Annotated in this window: 23 protein-coding genes and 1 pseudogene; 8 read left to right on the top strand and 16 right to left on the bottom strand. The window is 71.1% G+C overall.

The features are described from left to right. Positions 1-23: 23 nt before the first annotated feature. The 4 genes and pseudogenes from SALPAC3_RS29325 to SALPAC3_RS0101570 form a co-directional block, all read right to left on the bottom strand. Positions 24-194: pseudogene (locus tag SALPAC3_RS29325) on the bottom strand (beta-ketoacyl synthase chain length factor); the annotation flags it as partial. 227 nt (positions 195-421) lie between these two features. Continuing rightward, a complete protein-coding gene (locus SALPAC3_RS0101580; RefSeq protein WP_018219515.1) occupies positions 422-1,501 on the bottom strand; it encodes a beta-ketoacyl-[acyl-carrier-protein] synthase family protein in 1,080 nt (359 codons plus the stop codon). Beyond that, the gene (locus SALPAC3_RS0101575; RefSeq protein ID WP_018219514.1) at positions 1,494-1,733 is read right to left on the bottom strand and encodes a hypothetical protein; all 240 of its coding nucleotides are present in this window, start codon (positions 1,731-1,733) and stop codon (positions 1,494-1,496) included. Before SALPAC3_RS0101575 ends, SALPAC3_RS0101580 begins: the two co-directional genes overlap by 8 nt. Beyond that, a complete protein-coding gene (locus tag SALPAC3_RS0101570) occupies positions 1,733-1,999 on the bottom strand; it encodes an acyl carrier protein (protein WP_018219513.1) in 267 nt (88 codons plus the stop codon). Before SALPAC3_RS0101570 ends, SALPAC3_RS0101575 begins: the two co-directional genes overlap by 1 nt. 15 nt (positions 2,000-2,014) lie before the next feature. On the opposite strand from SALPAC3_RS0101570, the gene SALPAC3_RS26490 reads away from it, so the two are divergent. Then, positions 2,015-2,746 (top strand): 4'-phosphopantetheinyl transferase family protein, encoded by a 732-nt coding sequence (locus tag SALPAC3_RS26490; protein ID WP_080635102.1) that lies wholly within the window; start codon positions 2,015-2,017, stop codon positions 2,744-2,746. Here the strand turns inward: SALPAC3_RS26490 and SALPAC3_RS0101560 are convergent. The 10 genes from SALPAC3_RS0101560 to SALPAC3_RS0101515 form a co-directional block, all read right to left on the bottom strand. Then, positions 2,641-4,041, bottom strand: coding sequence for a class I adenylate-forming enzyme family protein (locus SALPAC3_RS0101560; protein WP_018219511.1), 1,401 nt, complete (start codon positions 4,039-4,041; stop codon positions 2,641-2,643). The two genes, SALPAC3_RS26490 and SALPAC3_RS0101560, sit on opposite strands and share 106 nt — an antisense overlap. Positions 4,042-4,807: 766 nt before the next feature. Next, entirely contained in the window at positions 4,808-5,167 is a 360-nt protein-coding gene (locus tag SALPAC3_RS0101555; RefSeq protein ID WP_018219510.1) for an antibiotic biosynthesis monooxygenase family protein, read from the bottom strand. Beyond that, complete coding sequence (locus SALPAC3_RS0101550; RefSeq protein WP_018219509.1) at positions 5,164-6,411, bottom strand: beta-ketoacyl synthase N-terminal-like domain-containing protein; 1,248 nt, start codon at positions 6,409-6,411, stop codon at positions 5,164-5,166. The genes SALPAC3_RS0101555 and SALPAC3_RS0101550 overlap by 4 nt, the downstream gene beginning before the upstream one ends. Beyond that, positions 6,408-7,679 carry a beta-ketoacyl-[acyl-carrier-protein] synthase family protein gene (locus tag SALPAC3_RS0101545; RefSeq protein WP_018219508.1) on the bottom strand — a complete coding sequence of 424 codons (1,272 nt, stop codon included), beginning with the start codon at positions 7,677-7,679 and terminating at the stop codon, positions 6,408-6,410. Before SALPAC3_RS0101545 ends, SALPAC3_RS0101550 begins: the two co-directional genes overlap by 4 nt. A 22-nt stretch (positions 7,680-7,701) precedes the next feature. Beyond that, positions 7,702-8,106, bottom strand: a complete 405-nt coding sequence (locus SALPAC3_RS0101540) for a cupin domain-containing protein (RefSeq protein WP_018219507.1) — start codon at positions 8,104-8,106, stop codon at positions 7,702-7,704. Further along, positions 8,099-8,818, bottom strand: a complete 720-nt coding sequence (locus tag SALPAC3_RS0101535) for an SRPBCC family protein (protein ID WP_018219506.1) — start codon at positions 8,816-8,818, stop codon at positions 8,099-8,101. Before SALPAC3_RS0101535 ends, SALPAC3_RS0101540 begins: the two co-directional genes overlap by 8 nt. Continuing rightward, the gene (locus tag SALPAC3_RS0101530; protein WP_018219505.1) at positions 8,815-10,191 is read right to left on the bottom strand and encodes an acetyl-CoA carboxylase biotin carboxylase subunit; all 1,377 of its coding nucleotides are present in this window, start codon (positions 10,189-10,191) and stop codon (positions 8,815-8,817) included. Before SALPAC3_RS0101530 ends, SALPAC3_RS0101535 begins: the two co-directional genes overlap by 4 nt. Before the next feature lie 13 nt (positions 10,192-10,204). Then, positions 10,205-10,810 carry an acetyl-CoA carboxylase biotin carboxyl carrier protein gene (gene accB, locus SALPAC3_RS0101525; protein WP_018219504.1) on the bottom strand — a complete coding sequence of 202 codons (606 nt, stop codon included), beginning with the start codon at positions 10,808-10,810 and terminating at the stop codon, positions 10,205-10,207. Continuing rightward, positions 10,807-12,501, bottom strand: a complete 1,695-nt coding sequence (locus tag SALPAC3_RS0101520; RefSeq protein WP_018219503.1) for an acetyl-CoA carboxylase carboxyltransferase subunit alpha — start codon at positions 12,499-12,501, stop codon at positions 10,807-10,809. The genes accB and SALPAC3_RS0101520 overlap by 4 nt, the downstream gene beginning before the upstream one ends. Continuing rightward, entirely contained in the window at positions 12,498-12,830 is a 333-nt protein-coding gene (locus SALPAC3_RS0101515; RefSeq protein ID WP_018219502.1) for a TcmI family type II polyketide cyclase, read from the bottom strand. Before SALPAC3_RS0101515 ends, SALPAC3_RS0101520 begins: the two co-directional genes overlap by 4 nt. A 393-nt stretch (positions 12,831-13,223) precedes the next feature. On the opposite strand from SALPAC3_RS0101515, the gene SALPAC3_RS0101505 reads away from it, so the two are divergent. From SALPAC3_RS0101505 to SALPAC3_RS0101490, 4 genes are all read left to right on the top strand, one after another. Beyond that, positions 13,224-14,048, top strand: coding sequence for an AfsR/SARP family transcriptional regulator (locus tag SALPAC3_RS0101505; protein ID WP_018219501.1), 825 nt, complete (start codon positions 13,224-13,226; stop codon positions 14,046-14,048). A 78-nt stretch (positions 14,049-14,126) separates the two neighbouring features. Then, entirely contained in the window at positions 14,127-14,474 is a 348-nt protein-coding gene (locus SALPAC3_RS0101500) for a TcmI family type II polyketide cyclase (protein WP_018219500.1), read from the top strand. 7 nt (positions 14,475-14,481) lie between these two features. Next, positions 14,482-15,834, top strand: a complete 1,353-nt coding sequence (locus SALPAC3_RS0101495; protein WP_018219499.1) for an FAD-dependent oxidoreductase — start codon at positions 14,482-14,484, stop codon at positions 15,832-15,834. Between the two features lie 207 nt (positions 15,835-16,041). Further along, on the top strand, positions 16,042-16,794 hold the full coding sequence (locus SALPAC3_RS0101490) for a helix-hairpin-helix domain-containing protein (RefSeq protein WP_026185140.1): 753 nt from the start codon (positions 16,042-16,044) through the stop codon (positions 16,792-16,794). A 101-nt stretch (positions 16,795-16,895) separates the two neighbouring features. Here SALPAC3_RS0101490 and SALPAC3_RS0101485 read toward each other — a convergent pair whose 3' ends face one another. Beyond that, positions 16,896-18,335, bottom strand: coding sequence for a right-handed parallel beta-helix repeat-containing protein (locus tag SALPAC3_RS0101485; RefSeq protein ID WP_018219497.1), 1,440 nt, complete (start codon positions 18,333-18,335; stop codon positions 16,896-16,898). Between the two features lie 408 nt (positions 18,336-18,743). Between SALPAC3_RS0101485 and SALPAC3_RS0101480 the strand changes: the two genes are divergently transcribed. After that, complete coding sequence (locus tag SALPAC3_RS0101480; RefSeq protein WP_018219496.1) at positions 18,744-20,093, top strand: hypothetical protein; 1,350 nt, start codon at positions 18,744-18,746, stop codon at positions 20,091-20,093. A gap of 85 nt (positions 20,094-20,178) precedes the next feature. On the opposite strand, the gene paaI is transcribed toward SALPAC3_RS0101480, so the two are convergent. Then, positions 20,179-20,682: a hydroxyphenylacetyl-CoA thioesterase PaaI gene (gene paaI, locus SALPAC3_RS0101475; RefSeq protein WP_018219495.1), complete on the bottom strand. Its 504-nt coding sequence runs from the start codon at positions 20,680-20,682 to the stop codon at positions 20,179-20,181. A gap of 155 nt (positions 20,683-20,837) precedes the next feature. On the opposite strand from paaI, the gene SALPAC3_RS0101470 reads away from it, so the two are divergent. Both SALPAC3_RS0101470 and crcB read left to right on the top strand, forming a co-directional pair. Beyond that, complete coding sequence (locus SALPAC3_RS0101470; RefSeq protein WP_018219494.1) at positions 20,838-21,353, top strand: fluoride efflux transporter FluC; 516 nt, start codon at positions 20,838-20,840, stop codon at positions 21,351-21,353. Continuing rightward, positions 21,350-21,709 carry a fluoride efflux transporter CrcB gene (gene crcB, locus SALPAC3_RS0101465; RefSeq protein ID WP_018219493.1) on the top strand — a complete coding sequence of 120 codons (360 nt, stop codon included), beginning with the start codon at positions 21,350-21,352 and terminating at the stop codon, positions 21,707-21,709. Before SALPAC3_RS0101470 ends, crcB begins: the two co-directional genes overlap by 4 nt. The last annotated feature ends 57 nt before the right edge of the window (positions 21,710-21,766 follow it).

Below are 21,766 nucleotides of genomic sequence, written 5' to 3'. Positions count from 1 at the left end.
TCGGCATCGCCGTCGTACAGCAACAGGTCGGCCTCGGCGAACCCGGCCGCCTGCGGGTCGCCGGTCGGCGCGAGGCAGACCACCGGTCCACCCAGCCCCCAGCGGGCGGCCAACTGGCCGGCCACACTGTTCGGCACCGACTGGAAGAAAAACAGTGGTCCCGGCCGACGGTCAGCGGCCACCGCCGCTTTCACGTAGGCCGCACTGGCCTCGTCACCGGTCGGGCTGACCAGCACGATCGCGGTGCGCTCCCCGTCGACGGCCGGTGCCGCCCGGTATGCCCGGCGCAGGCACCGATCCGCCACCGCCGCCACCAGCGGGTTGAACGCCGAGTGGACGAATCCTGGTAGCGGTGGCAACGCGCCGTCGCCCGGTTCCGGCCAGACCGCCCGGGCCCGGACGGTCGGTCCACCCAGGCCGGTCACATCGCACCCAGCAGCAGCGCGGTGCTCGCGCCGCCGAAGGCGGCGTTGAGGGTGAGCGCGTAGCCGTTGGCCGCCGGTCGGGGCGCGTCCCGGATGACATCGAGCGGGCAGTCCGGGTCCGGCCCGAGCCAGCCGGCGTTCGTCGGCAGCTCGCCGCGCCGCAGCGCGAGCACCGTCACCACCAGTTCCAGCAGGCCAGACGCCTCCAGAGCATGCCCGTGCAGAGCCTTGGTGGAGCTCACCGGCACCCGCTCGGCCTGCGGGCCCAGGGCGGTCCGCAGCGCCACCGCCTCGGCCGCGTCGCCCGGCCCGGACCCGGTGGCGTTGGCGTTGACGTAGCTGATGTCCGCTGGGTCACGACCGGCGCGGGCCAGCGCGGCGGTGATCGCCCGGGCCAGGCCGCGGCCCTTCGGCTCTGGCTGACAGGGGTGGAAGGCGTCACTCGCCCGCCCCCAGCCGAGGAGGCCGGCGATCGGTTGCCCGGCGATGTCAGCACGTTCCAACACCACCGCCGCCACTCCGTCGCCGAGCAGCAGGCCGGTCCGCCCGGCGCTGAACGGACGCACCGTCGCGTCGGTGGCGAGCGCCCGGCCCACGTCGAAGAGGGCGTACTGGTCGGGCTCGACCAGGTAGCCGGCGGCGACTACCGCCCGGTTGACCTCGCCGCGACGCAGCAACACCGCCGCGTCGGCGACCGCGTTGGTTCCCGAGACACACGCCGTGGTGTACGTACGCACGGCGGGGAAGCCGGTGGCCGCGGCGAGACCCGCGCTCAAGGCCGGTATGGACCTCCCGCCGTGCACCGCGAGCAGCAGTGCCGCCTCAGCCCGGTGCGATGCGGTGAGCCCTGCCGACCGGCACGCCGCGGTCACCGCCTCGGTCAGTTCGTCGGCGAGCGGGCCGGTGTCCGGCAGGGTGGCCGCCGCCTTGACCCGCCGGGGGCCGGTGTCGAACCGGCTGACCGGTCGGAACGCGGGGATTCCGGCTAGTACCCCGGTCAACTGTGCCTCGGCACCCCGACCGAGTGCACTGGTCGCGTGGACACCGGTGAGGAGAACATCGGCCGACTCAACCATCGGCGGCGGCCAGGGCGGTCTGGAAGATCACCAGTGCGTCGTCAACGGTGCGGATCCCGGCGAGTTGGTCGTCGGTGAGGTCGAGCCGCCGGCCATAGCGCTGCTCGACCATGTGTACAAGCCAGGCCAGCTCCATCGAGCCGATCCGGTCGGGCTGGTCAGTGGATCGGTGGGTGAGCTGGGCGAGCATGGCCACCAGGTCGCCACGCCCGAGGTCGGGCTGACCGGCCATCAGGATTGGTCGCCCGGCGCCCCGGCAACCCGGTTGGCGACCATCGTGGTGAACTCGCCCACCGTCATCAGGGCGAGCTTCTCCGACTCCTCCTCGGCGAACGTCAGTCCGTACTGGTCCTCGACCCGGACAGCCAGGTCGGCGAGGGCCAGTGACTCCAGGTCCACCCCAGCAGGCCCGAGAGTGGCATCGTCGTCGATTCCCTCCACGTCGTAGTTCATGTCGGTGAGTTGCTCGACGACGAAGGCGCGGATCTCGGCTCTCATGGTTAACCTCTCTCCGTGAACCTGTCACCGGTGTCCGGTCGGGACACCGTTTTCGTGTGGATCGGTCGGGGTACTGGCGATCAGCCGGCCTCAGCCGAGCGGCTGCTGCGGCAGGCGGCTGCTGAGGTGCTGGGCTGTCCGGAGGCGGACCTCGTGGTGACCCACCGGCCCGGCGCGGCTGCACTGGTCACCCGGGACACCGGCCCGGGTGACCAGCTCGTCGTGCCGGCGAGTGTGAGCCGCGGCGGTGGCGTGACCGTGGTCGCCGTGCGGACCGGCGGGCCGGTGGGGGTGGACGTCGAGCGGTGCCGCCAGTTGCCCGCGCTGGGCCTGGCCCGCCGCTGGTACAGCCCGGCCGAGGTGGCTTGGCTCGCCGCCCGCCCCGAACCGGGCCGCAGTCGGGACTTCCTGCGGTTGTGGACCGCGAAGGAGGCCGTCGGCAAGGCGCTCGGCCTCGGTCTGCGCGCTGGCGGTCCGCGCCGGCGGATGCCGGTCCCCGGCCCCGGACGGATGCGCCCGGTGCCGGCTGTCACCGATGTCTGGGTCGGCCATCCCCACTGCCCCGGGACGCTGCTGCTGGCGGTAGCGGTGGTCGGCGGCGAAGCGGAGATGGTGGTCGTCGGGGAGGCGGAGCGGCCCGGTCACGACGTCCCCGCCGTCCGCAGCGTCTCCACCGAGCGGACCAGCTTGCCGGTGGTCGTGCGGGGAAGCTGTTCGAGCAGCCGCAGGGTGCGGGGCTGCTTGTAGCTGGCCAACCGCTCGGCGAGCTGCTGATCCAGGGTCTCCTCGGCTAGCGTGCCCACCGGCTGCACGTACGCGGTGATGCCGTCATCCCAGACCACCACCGCGGCGGCGACCCCCGGTAGCTCGGCGACCGTGTTCTCCACCTCGGTGAGGTCGACCTTCATCCCGCCGACCGAGACCTGGGAGTCGAGCCGGCCGCGGATGGTCACCAGGCCGCTGTCCGGGTCCACGGTGCCCGCGTCCCGGGTGTGTAGCCAGCCTTCGGACCAGCGAGACGGGTCGGTGTGGCCGAGGTACGGGGAGGCGGGACAGCTCACCCGCAGCTCGCCAGCGACCGCACGAACATCGATACCGGGGGCGGGGATGATCCCCGGCCGATGTTGTCCATGCAGGTCGGTGCCGATGACGCCAACCTCGGTCATCCCATACATGTTGCCCAGCGGCACACCGAACCGATCGGTGAAGGAGTGGACCGTGCTGGCCGGAACCAGTTCCCCACCGGTGATCATCCGGGCGAACATCGGTAGTGGCCGGTCGAGCTGGGTCGCGGCCAGAAGTCCGATATGGAATGGCACGCCGAGGACGGTGGCCGGGCTGTCGGCTGCGCCGATCGCATCGAGCACCGCCGCGCCGCTGAGTCGTTCTGGTGGGACCAGTTCGACGCCGGCGTGCAGCCCGTAGAGCAGACCACCGACGAGGCCGAGCACATGCACCATGGACGGCAGCAGGATAAGTCGTTCGCCGGGTAGGGCCACACCGTCGAGCTGGGTGTAGCGACGCACCTCAGCGACCAGGTCAGCGGCGGTCCGACCGATAACCTTGGCGGGTCCGGTGGAGCCGGAGCTGAGTTGGATCACCGCGTGGGCGGTAGCGGCTGGGCGGTCGCCGTACGGAGTGACCCCCTCGGTGACCTCGACGAAGACTCGTAGTGCGCCGCCACCGGTGTGGACCGGCGCCACAACCGCCTGCGGGGTGAGCCGCCGTAGTGCGCGGTCGACCTCGTGGTCGGTGAGTCGATGGTCCAGCAGGATGGCCTGGGCACCGCTCCGCCAGGTGGCGAGCAGGTGCACCACGTACGCCAGGGACGGCGGCAGCCGTAGCGCGACGGCGCCCCCGGGGCGCAGTCCAGCAGCGCGGAGGCGGGTCTGCGCCTCGGTGACCAGCCGGTGTAACGTGCCCCGGTCAACCGGGTCGGGGAGCCGGAAGCAGACGTCGGCCGGATTGCCGGTAAACAGAAAATCGTCTACCCAGTCGGGATCGGTCACATCGGAATCGCGGGACGAGGGGTTCCCATTCACTGCCGTTCACCGCCCAGCACAAATAAGGGCATTCCTGCCCTTGAGGGGTTCCACTGAGATGCTGCGGCCGACCCTACGGCAGACTCCAGAGCCGCTGACAGGTGCGAAAGGATAGATCAAAAAAAGCGGCTGGCCGGATTGCCGGCAACCACTTCGCCGTGCAAGATCGCGCGCGTGCCTCCCGCACCAAAACCAACGGGTGACCCTGCATGCGTTAGGAGGAACCTCAACGCCCCGAACGCATGATGCGCCTGCGCCCACGACGGTCTTCCCCGCCGATCGCGCTCATGCGGGGATACCGCATGAGCAAATAGGACATACATTCCTCCACACCTATTGCCCAAAATACGCCGGGTAACGGCTGCCGCTAGCGATTTCCGACAACATCACCCCGCCACCGCGCGCGGTTCCGGCCACCATTCTGGCCGGGTTGTTCGCAATTCGGCCTACCTCCGCTGCCGAGGGGTGGCCCGACGTGCAGCCGTACCGACGGGTGGTTCGGGTCAACTCGCGGGGGTAGGTCTCGATCGTCACGAGCTGGGAGCCGTCCGGCAGGGGGTAGAGCCCAAGGGGGTACGCGTGGACCATCGAGGGGCGGACGCCGCGACCCTGCCGTGACGCTGGCGCCCGCCCTGCCCGTCGGTGCGACGGACCATCGCGTCGGGCCACGCGTCGACCGGTGACTCGCACCGCCAACGCGAGGTGTCAAGGCCGATGCCGGCCGGGCATCCCGCACCCGCCAGAGTGCGGGCTGACCGCGATGCCGTCAGGGTAGGGTGGGAGTCTGGGCAAGAATGTGGAAGCGCAGGGAACGGGCATCGGTGAAGCACTCCCGCATCGGGCGAACCAGGTCGCGGTGCTCCGGGCTTCGCTCCCACGCCTCGAAGTCCGCCAGACTCGCCCACTCGCTGGTGATCAACCACTGCTCCGGGTCCGCCGCCGACCGACACACCTGATCAACCCGGTGTCCCGGCACCCCGTCTGCGACGAGGTGGCGCACCGCCTCGTACGCGGCCAGGAACGCCTCCGTCCGTTCCGCTGGCACCCGCACCAAAAACACCACCCGCCCTCCGGCCATACCGGCGCCAGGCCGGGCCGAGGCATTCCGTTCGTCCAGTTCGGTCACTGCTCACCGCCGTCACTGGGCGCCGCCCCCAGCAGGACCAGCGCACTGTTGAACCCGTCGAAACCGCGGGCACAGACCAGCGACAACCGGTTCACCGGCTGTCGCTGCTCCCGCAGGAAGTCCAGCTCGCACCCGGGCGCGACCTCGTCTGGCCCGGCGGACGCGGGCAACGTGTCATGGGCGAAGGCGAGCAACGCGGTCGCCACGTCCAAGGCGGCTCCCCCCTGGTGAGCCCGCCCGGTCAGCGACTTCTGCGTGGTGACCGGGGGCAGCCGGTCGCCAAAGACAGCGCGCAACGCGATCGCCTCACTGCGGTCGTAGCGCGGCACCCCCAACGCGTCGGGCACCACCACGTCGACCGCGTCCGCGCCGACCCCGGCCCGGTCCAGCGCCAGCCGCATCGCCCGGGCGTACTGCACCGGGTCGCCCGCCGTGTCCGTGGTGGTGTGCGCGCCGTCGTGGGTGGCGCCCCACCCCATCACCTCACCGTAGATCCGGGCCCCTCGGGCCAGGGCATGGCCCAACTCCTCCACGACGAAAACCGCACCCCCCTCGGCCGGCAGGTAGCCCCTCGCCGCCGCATCGAACGGTCGGTACGCCCGCTCCGGGTCCGCCCCCTCGCTGAGCATCCCGGAGGCGAGCTGACAGGCGAGCGCGTACGGGCTCAACGGGCACTCGGTCGCCCCCGCTATCACCACCGGGGTCCCCCGGCGGACCGCCCGGGCGGCATGCGCCAGGCTGTCCAACCCGCCGGCGGTCTCGGACACCAACACCCCGCACGGCCCCTTGAACTGGTGGTGGATCGAGAGCTGACCGACGCTGGCGGCGTAGAACCAGGCGATCGACTGGTACGCCCCGACCGTCCGGGTGGACCCGCCCCACAACCGTTGCAGCTCCCGCTGCCCGAACAGGTTCCCCCCGGACGAACTGGCCAGGGCGACCGCGTAGCCGTACGGGTCCGGGGCCCGCAGCGGCAGCCCCGCGTCGGCCAGGGCCAGGCGGGTGGCGGCGAACCCGAGGTGCGTCCACCGGTCGGTCTGCACCAGCCGGCGGTTGTCGGCATAGCCGGCGGCGTCGAATCCCGACACCTCACCGCCGAAGCGGGTCGGGTAGCTGGAGGGATCGAACAGGGTGATCGGCCCGGTGCGGCGGGTTCCGGTACGCACCGTCTGCCAGTGCGCGTCCACGCCGACACCGCTCGGCGCGACCACCCCGATCCCGGTCACCACCGCCCGCGCGGTCACGACGTCACCGCCGACAACCGCCGAAACACCATCGCCGACTGGAAGCCGCCGAATCCACTGCCGACCGACAACGCCACGTCTACCGGCAGCTCCCGCGCCTCGTTCGGCACATAGTCCAGGTCGCACTCCGGGTCGCGGGTCGCCCAGTTCGCCGTCGGCGGTACCACGCCGAACTCGATGGCCAGCGCGCAGGCGGCCATCTCGATCGAACCGATCGCACCGAGCGAGTGCCCCACCATCGATTTGATCGAACTGATCGGCACCCGGTACGCGACCTCGCCGAGCGCCCGTTTGAACGCGGCGGTCTCATGCCGATCGTTCTGTCGGGTTCCGGAGCCATGGGCACTGATGTAGGAGACCTGGTCGGCCCGGATCCGCCCCTGGCCCAGCGCGTCGGTGATGGCGAGCCCCATCTCCAGCCCATCCGGACGGAGCCCGGTCATGTGGTAGCCGTTGCTGCGGCTGGCGTACCCGGCGACCTCGCAGTAGATGTGCGCGCCCCGCCGCCGAGCCCGCTCCTCCTCCTCCAACACCAACACCGCGGCGCCCTCGGCGAGGACGAAGCCGTGCCGGTCGGCGTCGAACGGGCGGGAGGCGTGCTCCGGGTCGTCGTTGTCGGGGCTGGTGGCCTGGATAGCGTCGAACGAGGCGACGGTAACCGGGGAGATCGGCGAGTCAGCGGCACCGGTCAGCACCACGTCGGCCTCGCCGTCAACGATGAGCTGATGGGCGTAGCCGATCGCGTCGATGCCGGACGTACAGCCGGTGGAGACCACCTGAACCGGGCCGTGCAGCCCGTACCGGCAGGCCACGTCGGCGGCGAGGCTGCTCGGCACCAACGCCTGGTACAGGTACGGGCCACCCCGGGCGGCGTCAACCAGCCAGTTCCGGCCGCCGTCGCTGACCGTGACGTACTCCTGTTCCAGCGCCATCGTCCCGCCGACGGCGGTGCCCAGGACCACGCCGGTGTGTTCCCGGAGCGCGTCGGTGAATTCCAGGCCGGCGTCAACGACGGCCTCGGCCGCGCAGGCAAGCGCGAACTGCACGTATCGGTCAGCACGCCGCTGTTCGGGAATGCTGAGGCCGGCGGCAACCGGCTCGAAGTCGCACTCGGCGGCGATTCGCGACCGGAACGGCGACGGGTCGAAGAAGGAGATCCGCCGGGTCGCCGTACGCCCCTCGGTGATCGTCTTCCAGAACCTGTCCCGAGTGGCGCCACCCGGCGCGACCACCCCGACGCCGGTCACCACCGAGCGGCGCCCGGTCACGGTGCCACTCCGATCTTCGCGCTCATGACCCACCTCGTTGCGTGACGAGTTCGGTGTCGACGTGGCCCAGCTCGGGGCGCGGGGCGAGCGGACCGAGGTGGAACACGACCTCGGCGTCCACAGTCCCGGTGTTGCGCAGCCGATGCCGGACATTGATCGGTACGAAGAGCGCCTCGCCGGTTGCCAGCGAGACCGGCGCGTCGTCCAGGTCAACGGTGATCGCACCCCGGGCGACGTAGAGGAACTCCTCGCTGTAGGGGTGGTAGTGCTCGGCGATCCGCTCCCCCGGTCGCAGCGTCGCCACACCCATGAACCCCGAGGTGCTGCCGACGGTACGCGGGCCGAGCAGCACCCGCAGCTCACCGCCGCGGCGGGTGTCGGCGGCCACGTCCGCCGCGGCCACCACCCCGGGCTCCCGCTCACTCATCCCCGGCTCCCGTCTCCTGCGCGGCCCGCCGCTCGATCTTCTCCTTGATCACCGCGAGCTGCACCGCGCTGTTGGCGTTGATCCGGTCGGTCATCTCGGCGTTGTTCAACGGGGCGGTGGGCTTCATGGCGAAGTCCTGCGTCCAGATCATCCGGGTACCACCGGCCTCCTCGACGTAGCGCCAGTGGATCCGCATGTACTCGAACGGCCCCGGCTCCACCCGCTGCGCGTGGACCTCCCGCCCCTCCGGGTCGGCCGTGCGCTCGCTGACCCAGCTCCAGGCGATCCCGTTCTCGTCGGGGTGCATGGTGAGCCGGAACCGGACGGTGTTCCCCTCCTGCTGCAGGATCTCGGCCACCGCGTACTCGGTGAACAGGTCGGGCCAACCGGCGACGTCGTTGGTGACCTTCCAGACCAGCGGTAGGGGGGCGGCGATCAGGATCTCGTTCTCGGTGTGCCCGGCCGGCTCGACGCGGCGGGCGACCAGATCCGCGACGCCCGCGATGCTGAGCTGCCCGGTCTCCTCGGGGATGCGCACCTGCCAGCGGTCGGCGACCACAGCGGAGAGCTCAAGCAGGGCGAGCGAGTCCATGCCCAGCTCCTCCAGCGAGGCGGCCGGGGTGCGGGCGGCGTCGTCGGGGTTGAGCCCGCAGTGGGCTACCAGGATGTCGGTGATGTCGGCGGCCAGTGGGCGGCCGTCGGTGACGGTCATGCGTTCCTCCTCGATTGGGTGGGCAGGTCAGCGAGTAGCGTCTCGACCAGACCGGTGCAGTGGCGGCCCTTACGGAATCCGGCGTCGTCGAGCACCCGCCGGACGAACGGGATGGTGGTGTGGACGCCGGGGCCGGCGACGTCGAACTCGCCGAGCGCACGTTCCAGCCGGTTCAGGGCCAACTCCCGGTCCGGGGCCCAGACCGCCACCTTGGCCAGGAGCGAGTCGTAGTGGGGGCCGACGACGTAGCCGGGATACCCGTGGGTGTCAACCCGGGTGAAGGGGCCACCCGGGGGGACGAACCGCTCCAGCCGACCGGGAGTCGGTACGAAGTTCCGGTCGGGATCCTCGACGTTGACCCGGCACTCGACCGCCACCCCGTGTGGCACGATCTCCTCCTGCCGCCACCGCAGCGTCCCGCCGGCGGCCAGGTGCAGCTGCTCGTGCACCAGGTCGATTCCGGTGACCATCTCGGTGACCGGGTGCTCCACCTGGATCCGACAATTGATCTCCAGGAAGTGGAACTGTTCCGCCGGGTCAACCAGGAACTCCACCGTCCCGGCGCCGGTGAAGCCGACCTCCAGCGCGCCGCGTAACGCGCTGTCGGCGATCGCTTCCAGGGCGGTCGTGGACAGGGCCGGGGCGGGCGCCTCCTCGACGAGCTTCTGGTGTCGGCGCTGCACCGAGCAGTCCCGGGTCCCCAGGTGCACTCCGTTGCCGTGGCTGTCGCAGAGCACCTGCACCTCGACGTGCCGGGCGTTGCCGAGGTACCGCTCGACGTACACCCGGTCGTCGCCGAAGGCCACCTGGGCGGCGGCCCGGGTTCGGGCGTACGCCCGCGGCAGCTCGGCCGGTGTGGGGACGACGGTCATCCCCCGCCCACCACCCCCGGCGGCGGCTTTCACGATCACCGGATAGCCGACCTCGGCGGCGACCCGGGCGGCGTCGGCGGCGGTCGGCACCGGTGCGATGCTGCCCGGTGGCAGCGGCAGGCCGGCGCGGCTCATCAGCGCCCGAGCGGACGACTTGTCCGCCAGCGCGGCCATCACCTGCGGCGGCGGACCCACGAAGGCGAGACCGTTGTCGGCGCAGATCTCGGCGAAGTCGGCGTCCTCGGAGAGGAAGCCGTAGCCGGGGTGCACCGCCTGCGCCCCCACCAGGCGGGCGGCCTCGACGATGGCCGCGGGGTTCAGGTAACTGCGGCGGCTCGCCGCCGGTCCGATCAGGACCGCCTCGTCGGCGAGCCGCACCGCGGTCGAGTCGGCGTCCGCCGTGGAGTAGACCACCGCGGTACGGATGCCCAACTCGCGGCAGGCGCGCAGCACGCGCAGCGCGATCTCGCCCCGATTGGCGATGAGTACCTTGCCGAACATCAGCCCACCCGCCTCAGACCGGATCCACCGCGAGCAGCGGCTGGTCGTACTCCACCGGTTGACCGTCGTCGACGAGGACCTCGGCGATACGCCCGGCCCGATCGGCGGTCACCTCATTCATCAGCTTCATCGCCTCGACGATGCCGACGACCTGGCCGGGGTGGACCCGGTCGCCGACGGCGACGAACGGCGCCGCGCCGGGCTCCGGCGCCCGGTAGAAGGTCCCGACGATCGGTGACCGCACCGTGTGCCGAGCGACGGGTACGGCTGCTGGTTGCGGGGGGACGACCGGCGGCGCGGCGAGAAGCGGTTGCGGGGGGACGACCGGCGGCGCGGCGAGGACCGGTTGCGGGGGAGGTTGTCCGATGTCACCCACCGCGTGCCACTCCACCTCCAGGATCGCGTCGCCGTTGCCCAGCCGGATCCGCCGGATCGGCCCGGCCAACTCGGCGAGGAGTTCCCGGGCCTGACGGCGCAGGTCGGTCAGCGCGACGTCCGCCGGAACGTTGGATACCGCGGCCGCCGTGGCGTCGAGGGCCCCGCCGGACCGTGGTTCCAGGTCCGCCGCCGCGTCACCGTTGAGGATCGTGACGCCGGCCGGCGCCAGGTCGGCGCTCATCGGGCACCCGCCCTGGCTCCGAGGCCGGCGGCACCGAACCGACGGAACCGCCGCCTTCGGCGGCGAACCAGGGTCGCGGTGGGCACGTCGAGCAACGGCACCAGGTGCGCCAGCACCGCCTCCCGCACCGCCTGCATGGCGGCCGGTGGGTCGTGGTGCGCGGCCGGCGCCGGTTCCGGCACCACCCCGTCCACCACCCCGAGCCGACGGAGGTCGGCGCTGGTCAGCCGTAGTGCGCGGGCCGCCTGCGGGGCCGCGGACCGGTCTGGCCAGAGAATCGCAGCACACCCCTCGGGGCTGATCACCGAGTAGACGGCGTGTTCCAGCATCAGCACCCGGTCGGCGACCGCGAGCGCCAGCGCACCACCGCTGCCGCCCTCGCCGGTGATCACCGCGACGACCGGGGTCGGCAGCATCGTCAGGGTCAGGATGTTCTCCGCGATCGCCGCAGCCTGGCCCTGCTCCTCCGCGCCCACTCCCGGGTCAGCGCCCGGGGTGTCCACGAGGGTGACGACGGGCAGCCCCCACCGCGCGGCCAGCCGGACCAGCCGGAGCGCCTTCCGGTGCCCGGCCGGGCTCGCCATTCCGAAGTTGCGGGACATCAGATCGGCGGTCGTGTGGCCCTTCTGGTGGCCGACCACCAGGACCGGCCGGCCGGCCAGTTCGGCCAGCCCGCCGACGACCGCCGGGCAGTCCGCGCCCAGCCGGTCACCGTGCAGCTCGACGAAGCTGTCGAAGGCCGTCTCCAGATAGTCCAGGGTGGTCGGGCGACCCGGGTGCCGGGCCAGCCGGACCGTCTCCCAGGCGTCCCGCTCGTCCGCGCCCTGCGTCGGCGGGCTGCTCACGGGTGGACCCTCCGGTTCGGGCCCGGCACCCACCGGTTCACGCCCGCCGGATGCGGCAGCTAGCAGCGTGGCGAGGCAACCGCGCAGGGCGTGCCGGGGTACCACCAGATCAACCTGGCCGTGCCGCAGCAGAAACTCGGCGGTCTGGAACCCGTCGGGCAGCTCCCGGCCGGTCACCTGGCGAATCACCCGAGGACCGGCGAAGCCCATCCGGGCACCGCTCTCGGCGACCACCACGTCGGTGTTGGTGGCGAACGAGGCGGCCACCCCGCCGTACGTGGGGTCGGTGAGCACACTGACGCTCGGCACCCCGGACTCGCGCAACGCGGCGACGGCCTGGCTGACCGTCGCCATCTGCATCAGCGACAGCACCCCTTCCTGCATCCGCGCTCCGCCGGAGGCGGTTACCACCACCAGCGGAACCCGGTCGGCGAGGGCACGCTCGGCGGCCCGGGTGATCAGCTCGCCGACCGCACACCCGAGGCTGCCGCCGAGGAAGCGGAAGTCCATCACGGCGATCACGCAACGGCTCCCGGTCACCGTGGCGGTACCGCAGACAACCGCCTCGGCCAGCCCGGTGCCACTGCGCGCGGCGGTGAGCCGATGGGGGTAGGGGAGCACGTCGACGAAGCCGATCGGATCCACCTCCGGCGCCTGGTCGGCGAGCGCGGTAAACGACCCGGGGTCCACCAGCTGCGCCAGGCGGGCCGGCGCGTCGAGCCGGGAGTGCGCGCCGCACTCCGGGCACACGTCCAGGTTCCGCCGCAGCCGTTTGCGGTACAGCAGGCTGGCGCAGCCGCCGCAGCGGGACCAGAGCTGCCCGCCCCGGGGCGTGGTCGGGTTCATGGCCGGTCTCCGGGAGCGTCGAACCGGTACACGCACCGGGCCATCGCGTCTCGCGGCTCCCGCCAGGTCGGCAGGTACGGCGAGACGTACGGACGCAGCCGCTCACTGACCCGGACGAACTCCGGGTGATGGCGGGCCTCGGCGACCGCCGTCTCCCCCGGCAACTCCGTTTCCAGGAGGTGTAGATACAGGTCTTGCAGCCGGTACAGCGACCGGTGCTGGACCCCGGCCAGGCGAGGCAACTCGGTCGCGTCGGACTCGGCGAAGATCTCGGCGATCCGCTCCTCCGCGCTCGGGTCGACCTTCGCGACGATCAACGAACGCTCCATCGATGAACCTCCCCTAACGGCTGCGGACGCCGGCGGCGCCGTACGCCGAAAAGCCGGATGACTATGCGCACCATGGCCGCGCCACCGTCACCGGCGCGTCACCGGAGCCGTCCCCGGCCCAGAGTTTGGTGACGTTGCGTTGACGCTGACTGTGTAGGAGCTGTGACATGCAACCTGCACATAGTGGCCTATCCCCAGTTCAGAGCGCGTTTCATAGCAGTTACACACCGATCGGGATGTTGACGGTGCGTGACTAGATTGATAATCTCCGTCACGGTTAACCCGGTGGCCGTGACCCGATGCCGTGCCGCGGGACCAGCTACCCCGACCCGTGGGGTCACGGGCAGCCGCGCCGGGGGACACAACCGAGGAACATTCCGCAGGGGGTCCGCCATGGCCGCTGGTCCGTCCATGCCGACCGCCGGGGACCGTCCGGGCACTCCGATCCGGCTGCACCTGCTGGGCGGGTTCCGGCTGTTGCACAGCGACGCCCCGGTGGTCGTACCGCGCGGGCTGCAACGCGTACTCGCGCTGGTCGGCCTGCGCCCCGGCACCACCCGCAGCCACCTCGCCGGGCTGCTCTGGCCAGACACCCCGGAGGAGCGCGCCCTCTCCTCGCTCCGCACCGCCCTGTGGCGGTTACGCCAGGACCCCTACTGCCCGCTGCGCACCAGTGGGGACACCCTCCGGCTCGGGCCCGCAGTCCAGGTTGACGTGGACGCCCTGGTCGGCATGGCCGCCCGGGTCCGCGACGGGGACGACCCGAACACCGCCGCGGCCGTACTCGCGAAAGGCCGCCACGACCTGCTGCCCGGCTGGTACGACGACTGGGTGTTGGCCGAACGGGAGCGGCTACGCCAGCTGCGGCTCCACATGCTCGAGGAGCTGGCCGACCACTATCTGACAGCGGGCCGGCACGGTGAGGCGCTCGAAGCGGCGTTGGAAGCGCTGGCCGCCGAGCCGCTCCGCGAGACACCCCACCGCCTGGTGGTCCGCATCCACCTCGCCGAGGGCAACGCCTTCGAGGCGGTGCACGCGTTCTACGTCTACCGCGACCTGCTGCGTCGGGAGCTACGGCTGGAGCCGTCCGCCGCGATGACCGCCCTACTCGACGAGACGCTCCGGCCGATCCGGCAGGCCAGCCGTGACCCCCACGGACGCCGGCAGCCGCCGACCCCCCGCGTCACCAGAACCGACCTGGATGTGACGGGCAGGTGACAGGGGACTCGGCAGCGTGGACAACGGCACGCGCCCCGGACCGGCCGCACGGGGCACCACGGCGGAAGGAATCCCAAAATGAGCCGACTACTGATCGTCAGCAGGATCGTCCCCGGCGCGGAGGGACGGGTGGCCCAGATCTTCGCCGAGTCCGACGCCACCGAGTTACCCAGCCTCACCGGCGTCCGGCACCGCTCCCTGTACTGCCTGCATGACCTGTGCGTCCACCTGATGGAGACCGCCGACGTAGACCCGGACACCCTGGCCGGCGCCCGGAACCATCCGCTCTACCGGCAGGTCAACGAACGACTCTCCGCGCACACCTCCCCATACCTGCCGACCTGGCGCTCACCGCGCGACGCCATCGCCGGCTGCTTCTACCGTTGGGACTCCACGGCTGCCGCCGCGCCCCACGTGGCGGGCTGACGCCCACGTGTCCCGCGACCAACCACACGTTCTGATCATCGGGGCGGGGACCGGTGGGCTCTGCCTGGCGCAGGGACTGCGCCAGGCCGGAATCGCCGTGACCGTCTATGAGCGGTACCGCACCCGAGGCGATGGCCTACTCGGCTACCGGGTCGGCATCGGACCAACTGGCAGCCGGGCGCTGCGCGAGTGCCTGCCGTCCGAACTTTTCCACACCTACCTGGCCACCTGCGCCAAGTCCCCCCGCTACTTCAACGTCATCACCCAACGGCTCCGGCAGACCGCGTCCTTTCCGCTACGACCGGAGACCGACGTGGTGAACACCGAGCGATCCGTCGCCCGGATGACCCTGCGCCAGGTGCTGCTCACCGAATTGGAGGACGTGGTCCACTTCGACAAGGCCCTCACCCACTTCGAGCAACGCGATGACGGCAGCGTCACCGCGTACTTCGCGGACGGGGACAGCGCCACCGGCGACCTGCTGGTGGGCGCCGACGGCACCCACTCGGCGGTCCGACGCCAGTACCTGCCACACGCCGTCACCCGAAACGCGGGCACCATCAACATCGCCACCCGGATCCCGTTCACCGAGGAGGTACGGGCGCTGCTGCCGGAGCGGATCGAGAAGGGCATCTCGCTCATCTTCGGCAACGGTGGGGTGATGGGTGTTCTGCACGTCATGGAGTTTCCGTGGGACCGCTCGGGCGCCCTCAAGGACGGCCTCGATCCGGCCGATGTGGCGCTGTTGAACCGCTGGCCCGGCCGGGCGCACGACACCACCCGCGACAACGTGAACCTGGTGGTCTGGAGCACCGCCCGGCGGTTCCCGCCGGACATCATGCGCCAACGCGGCGAGGAGCTGATCCACACTGCGCTCGGCCTGACCCGCAACTGGCACCCGCACCTGCGCCAGCTGCTGAACCTCGCCGACCCGGCCAGTGCCCTGCCGGTCAAGGTCTCCACCAGCGAGCCGGTTCCGCCCTGGAAGAGCAGCACTGTCACCCTGCTGGGCGACGCCATCCACACGATGACGCCGGGGCGCGGGGTGGGCGCGAACACCGCCCTGCGGGATGCCGCCCTACTGACCCGGCAGTTGTGCCACACCGCCGCCGGGGAGAAGACGCTGTTGCAGGCGGTAGCCGACTACGAGGCGGCCATGCTGCCGTACGGCTTCGCGCGGGTGGCGGATTCGTTGAACCGCAGCGGCACCAGCGGCGACGACCCCATGTACAAGCCGGTCGTCGGGCGGCTCGCCCTGCTCGGGGCCCGTGGTTACTTCGGCATCACCAGCCGGGTGCCGCGGCTCGCCCGTCGGTTTGTCGATGACTTCTACAGCTACCGGGGCGAGGAGGAGGACTGACCACAATGGCCGGACCCGGCCCGGGGTCCGGCCACACCCCCCGCCGACCCTTTCGGCGACGTTGAGTCGTGCTATGAACACCGTGGGTGCGATCCGGTCCGGCTACGAGCTGTGTTAACAGGCCATACTGTCGTACCGCACCGGGAATGTGGCAAGCTGCGGCGAGCTTTCTCGACTAACTCGCTAATCGAAAAGGGGAGGTCTGCCGTGGCGTGGTCGGACTGGCCGTTGATTGTCGTGGCCCTGCTAGTGGGCGCCGCCGCCGGCTGGGTGGTCCGCGGCCGGCGGAAAGCCGCGCGGGGTGGTGGCACCACTGGGGATGGCACGCCGGCACCCGCGACGAGGGCCGCCGAAGGAGCGCCCGCCCCCACCTCCACCGACCGCGACCCCAACACCAACGCTCCCAGCGCGACCGAAGCGGCTCCAACCTCGGCTGCTGCGACGCCAGAGCCCACATCAGCGCCGGCACCAGAACCGGCGTCGGCGTCAGAACCCACGTCAGCGTCGGCACCAGAACCGGCGTTGGCGTCGGAGCAGGTCGACCTGGCGCCAGCGGCCCCGGAGCAGGCCCCGGCGGCCGACAGCAGGCAGGCCGAGGAGCCAGCCGACGCCGACCCGACGGCGCCCCCGGTGGTCGTCCCACACCCGGCGGCGCCCGACGCCGAGCCGGCGGATCAGGCCCCGGTTGCCGCTGAGTCCGGATCGGAGCCGGAGACCAGGGACGACTTCCGTCGAATCCAGGGTGTTGGGCCGAAGATGGCCGCTGCGCTCCACGCCGCCGGCATCCGCAGCTACCGGCAACTCGCCGAGTTGGACGAGCCGGCGCTGCGGGAGATGATTCGCGCCGCCGGCCTGCGTGGCGCGGCGAGCCTGCCGACCTGGCCACAGCAGGCGAAGGCGCTGGCCAAGGCACCCGAGCCAGCGGGTGCGCTGCCGACCGAGAGCGGCTCGGGCGCCTAACGGCGCGGGCCCGGCGACACCGGCCGACGGATGTCCGACCGCACCGGGGACGGCGCTGCCGTCCCCGGTGCGGTCGGATACCCATCTGATCGCGGGTGGTGTTACCGGAAGCAGTTCAGCACCGGGCCGGTGCTACCCAGACAGTTGGTCTGCTGGTTCTCCCCGACCACGGTCTGCGAGTCCAGCGTCGCCTGTGCCTTGTCCACCAGCAGGCCGCCGGCGGGCAGCGTTGACTGGTTCCCGGTTACCTGACTGCGGTAGAGCGCGACCCGCCCCATGCTGACCGTGATCCCACCGCCGGTGGACTTCGCTTTGACGGCGCGGTTGCCCCGGACCGTACTGTCCCGGACCAACAGGTTCGACTTGGCCGCGTGAATGCCGCCGCCCGAGCCGTGTGCCGTGTTGCCCGCCACCACGCTGTCATCCAGCGGTACGAGGCCCTGGGAGGTGGAGAGGCCACCACCGTTGCCGGTGGCGAGGTTGTCCCGGATCTCCATTCCCCGCAGGAAGATCAGCGCGTCCGAGTTCGCGATCCCGCCCCCGGTTCCCGCCTGGTTGCCGACGACGGTCGAGTCGGAGACGCGGGTACGGGCCGAGAAGCTCGCCAGACCCCCACCCTGCGCCGCCGAGTTCTGCTCGAAGGTGCTCGTGTGCACCTCCGCCGCGGCCTGGTAGTTGCCCAGCCCACCACCGTAGGCGGTGGCGCTGTTACCCGTGAAGGTCGAAGAGTGCAGGGCCAGCACCCCGTTGTTGAGCAGCCCCCCGCCCTTGCCCGCCGCTCCGAGGGCGTGGTTGTTGATGAGCGTGCTGTCCCGAACGACCATGTTGCCGTCGTTGAACAGGGCTCCCCCGCCGCCCTCCGCCGAGGACGAGGTGTTGTTCATCGCCGTCACCTGCTCGATCAACGCCGATGCGCCGTGCACCACGTGGACGGCACCTCCCTCGGCGTCGGAGTGACCGCCGACGAGCCGAACGTTACGCAGGGTTAGCTCACCGGCGTCACGGACAGTGAAGAAGCGGAACACTTCGGCATCCTGCGCGCGCTCGATCGTGGCCTGGTCACCCTCGATGGTGACCGGGTGGTAGATGACCGGCAATCCTGCCTTGTCGTCGGCGGGGTTACGCGGCGGCTTCTCGGCCGCACCCGGGTTCTCGGCCGCGTCCGCCGCCTCCCGCGCGTCCCGGATGCCGCCGTCGTACAGGTCGGGCTGGTGGAAGGCATCGGTGAGCGTGTAGGTGCACCTCGGCGCGAGCCGCAGCACCCCACCGCCCTCGGCGTTGACCCGGACCAACGCGGCGATCAGCTGGGCGCTGTCACAGGGCACCGGCGTCCCGAGGGACTCTCCGCCGAGTTCACCGGCGGAGTCCCCCTGGGCCACGGAGGCGTTCTCGCTGCCGTGCGGTCGCTCGTGCGCCGCGGCCGTGCCGGCCAACCCCGCCGCTCCGACGACCAGGCCGCTGGCCACCAATCCGCCGGCGAGCAGCCGTCGGGGCCGGCGCCGGCCCCGCGGCGGTCGCTGGCTGTCGTGATACGTGGACATCGTGCTCTCCTGCCTTCCCCTCGCACCTGAGCCGACCGGACGATTCCGGACGGTAGGGCACCGACCACGTGGTCGTCACCGAACGTCACGGTACGGACCAAAGAGAGAGCAGGCTTGACAACGTGAATAAATCACCTCTTTACCTCACATTACGGAACACAGCGCCGGCGGGCGACCGGCCGGCAGTCGGCATCGTCGAGCGCCCGTCCCAACGGCCCACGGGCAACCAGGGCGACACTACTACCCCGTTTAGGGAGAGCTTTTCGTATTTATAGCTGTTTGGGAGATATGTCGGTTTAGCTCGAGGATGGCTGCTACCGCCCACCTGGTAGTCGAGGAGCAGCACCCGGCCCTACCACCCGGGGTGACCTGCTGCTTGTCCGCGACGGGAAGGACACCGAGACCGCGATGAACCATCCGCACCACGACCACAACCACGAACCGAACCCACCAGGTGAGGGCCGGACGAGGGGGCGATGGTGGACCCTCGGGCTGGCCGGGGTAGCGGGCCTGGCTTTGACCGCCGCCGCCGCCACCCCGGCCGCCGCCGCCATCGGGCGCACCCTCCCCGCCGACGACCGCCCCTCCGCCGACGGGCATCGCGGGGCGGGCAAGAGCGACGGCAGGGCAGGCAAGGAGGAGAAAGCCAAGGGCACCCCCGTCCCCTGCAGCGCGGACAAACTCATCGCCGCGATCACCCTCGCCAACGCCCGTGGCGGCGGCGTCCTCGACCTCGCCAAGAACTGCACCTACCTGCTCACCACCAACATCGAAGGCAACGGCCTTCCCGTGATCACCACCCCAATCACCCTCAACGGCAGCAAGCACACCACCATCGAACGCTCCACCGCCGCCGATCAATTCAGAATCCTCAGCGTCGACACCGGCGGCAACCTCACCCTCAACAAACTGAAGATCACTGGCGGTGTGGCCGAGGAGGACGGCGGGGGCGTCCTCGTCAACCAGGGCGGAGAGTTGACCGTCAAACACAGCACCATCACCCGCAACATCGCCGAGGACAACGGCGGCGGCATCGCCAACAACGGCACCACCAGGGTCAAGGGCTCCACATTCACCCTCAATCGAGCCCAGGAGGGTGGTGGCATCCAGAGCAACGGCCACCTCAGGGTGGCCGAAACAGAGATCAACCTCAACGCCGCCGGGGATGTCGGTGGCGGCATTGACGTAGGCGAGGATGGCACCGCGCTGGTGCACAAGAGCGTGGTGAACGACAACATGGCGGAAATTGCCGGCGGACTGAGCATCGACTCCGGGATCCTCCGGCTCACCCACTCGGAAGTCGTCGGCAACTCCGGCGCCGATGACGGTGGCGGAATCGTCCTCGGCGAGGCGCAAGCCACGCTACAGCAGGTGAAGATCGTGAAGAACACCTCCTTCGAGGGCGCGGGACTAGCCATCTTCTCCGATTCCACGCTGGTGGCCGAAAAGACTCTGATCAAGAACAACATCTCCCTTGGGGAGGGTGGCGGAATACACAACGACGGCCAGGTCGTGCTGCGCAAGAACGAAATCGTCAGCAATCTTGCGGACGAGGCGGGTGGCGGAATCTTCAACGACAGCGACGGCACCATCAGCCTGTTCACCACCAAGGTCATCAAGAACATCTCCGCCGAGGACGGCGGCGGGATCTTCAACGAAGCCGGCGGCACGGTGAACCTCAACACCGCCACCGGCACCGTGGTGGCCAAGAACCGGCCGAACAACTGCTCCGGCGACGTGCCTGACTGCGCCGGATAACAGCATCCGAGCACCTCGGACCCGAGGGGTTTCGCTCCCGCCGCCTGCCGGTGGGGCGGAACCCCTCAGCTCGTACCGAACCGACTCAGTCCCCGTTCAGGACTCGGCTACGACCACGAAACTCGGCGATCACCGCACCGTCGGTTCGGGTGACGGTGACGTCGTAGATCCCGCTGCGGCCGTAGCGGAGGCGTTCGACGGCGTGGGCAAGCAGCAGATCCCCCTCGCGCGCCGGTCGGACGAAGATGATGTCACCGCCGGCCGCTACTGTCACCGGTCCGTGACTGTTACCGGCCAACGCGAACGCGGTGTCAGCGAGCAGGAACAGATAGCCGCCGTGGGCGATGCCGTGACCGTTGACCATCGCCCCGGTTACCCGCATCCGGGCCACCGCCGCCCCCGCCGCCGCCTCAACCAGCTCGATACCGAGCGTACGCGAGGCGACATCGGCAGCGAACATGTCGTACGCGGCGTTGCGCCGCTGCGGGTCCGGAGCCGACCGGTGACCGGAACCGTCCGGCTCCGGCACCGTCGCGCTCTCCCGTCCGGTCGGCTCCCCCCGGTCCGGGTGGGGCGGACGATCCGACATCGCCGCTCTCCTCACTGCGCCGAACGAACACTTCGACGATCTTGCCACCGTACGGCACGGCCGCGGATCCGGCACCACCGACGCCCAGCCGTACCCCGCTACCGCGTGGCCGTGCCGCCCCGCCGTTAGGGTGGGCTCGGTCAACGGCGGGGTGGATGGGGGAACGGGTGTCCGGACCGGAGCGGCGACGCGTCGACCCCGATGTCGACCTGGCCGTGCCCGCCGATCGAGCCGAGCTGCCCGCCCACCCGGCCGCGGTGCTCGCCGCCGTCTCCGCCGGCGGTGTGCTGGGCGCGCTGGCCCGCGCCGGCCTCTCGGCTGCGCTACCGCACGATCCCGCCGGCTTCCCGTGGCCGACGTTCGCGGTCAACCTGAGCGGATGTCTGCTGATCGGCGTGCTGATGGCGGTGCTCGCCAAGCGGACCAACCCACCGGTGCTGGCCCGACCGTTTCTCGGGGTCGGGGTGCTCGGCGGCTACACCACCTTCGCCACCCACGCCGTGGAGGCGCGGCAACTGGCCGCCGACGGCGCGGCGACGACCGCCCTGGCCTACCTCGCGGCGACCCTGGCCGGTGCGCTGCTCGCCGTCTGGGTCGGGTACACGGCCACCGACCGGCTCACGCCGTCGGTCGGCGGGACCGGGGCGGGACAGCCGGCGGTGCGCGGATGACCGCGCTGCTCGTCGCGCTCGGCGCGGCCGTCGGGGCGCCGCTGCGCTACCTCGCCGACCGAGCGGTACAGGACCGCTTCGGTGCCCGCTTCCCCTGGGGCACGTTCACCGTCAACGTGGCCGGCTCGCTGCTGCTCGGGTTCCTGCTGGGACTCCCGCTTTCGCCGGCGGCCGGCGTACTGCTCGGCACCGGGCTCTGCGGCGCCCTCACCACGTACTCGACGGCCAGCTACGAGACCCTGCGCCTGGCCACCGCCGGGCGGTTCCGTTCGGCGGCGGCCAACGCGTTACTCGGCGTCGCCGCCGCGGTGGCCGCGGCGGCGCTCGGCCACCTCACGGCGACCGCCCTGACCTGACCGTGAGCCGGGCCCGCCGCGCTCCCCACCACCGCAGTGGGTCACCTGCGCGGCAGA

It is taken from the genome of Salinispora pacifica DSM 45544 (genome assembly GCF_000378845.1).
In the GTDB taxonomy this organism is placed as follows: domain Bacteria; phylum Actinomycetota; class Actinomycetes; order Mycobacteriales; family Micromonosporaceae; genus Micromonospora; species Micromonospora pacifica.
Note: the sequence above shows the minus strand (reverse complement) of the source record. Positions and strands in the feature narration are given on the sequence as shown.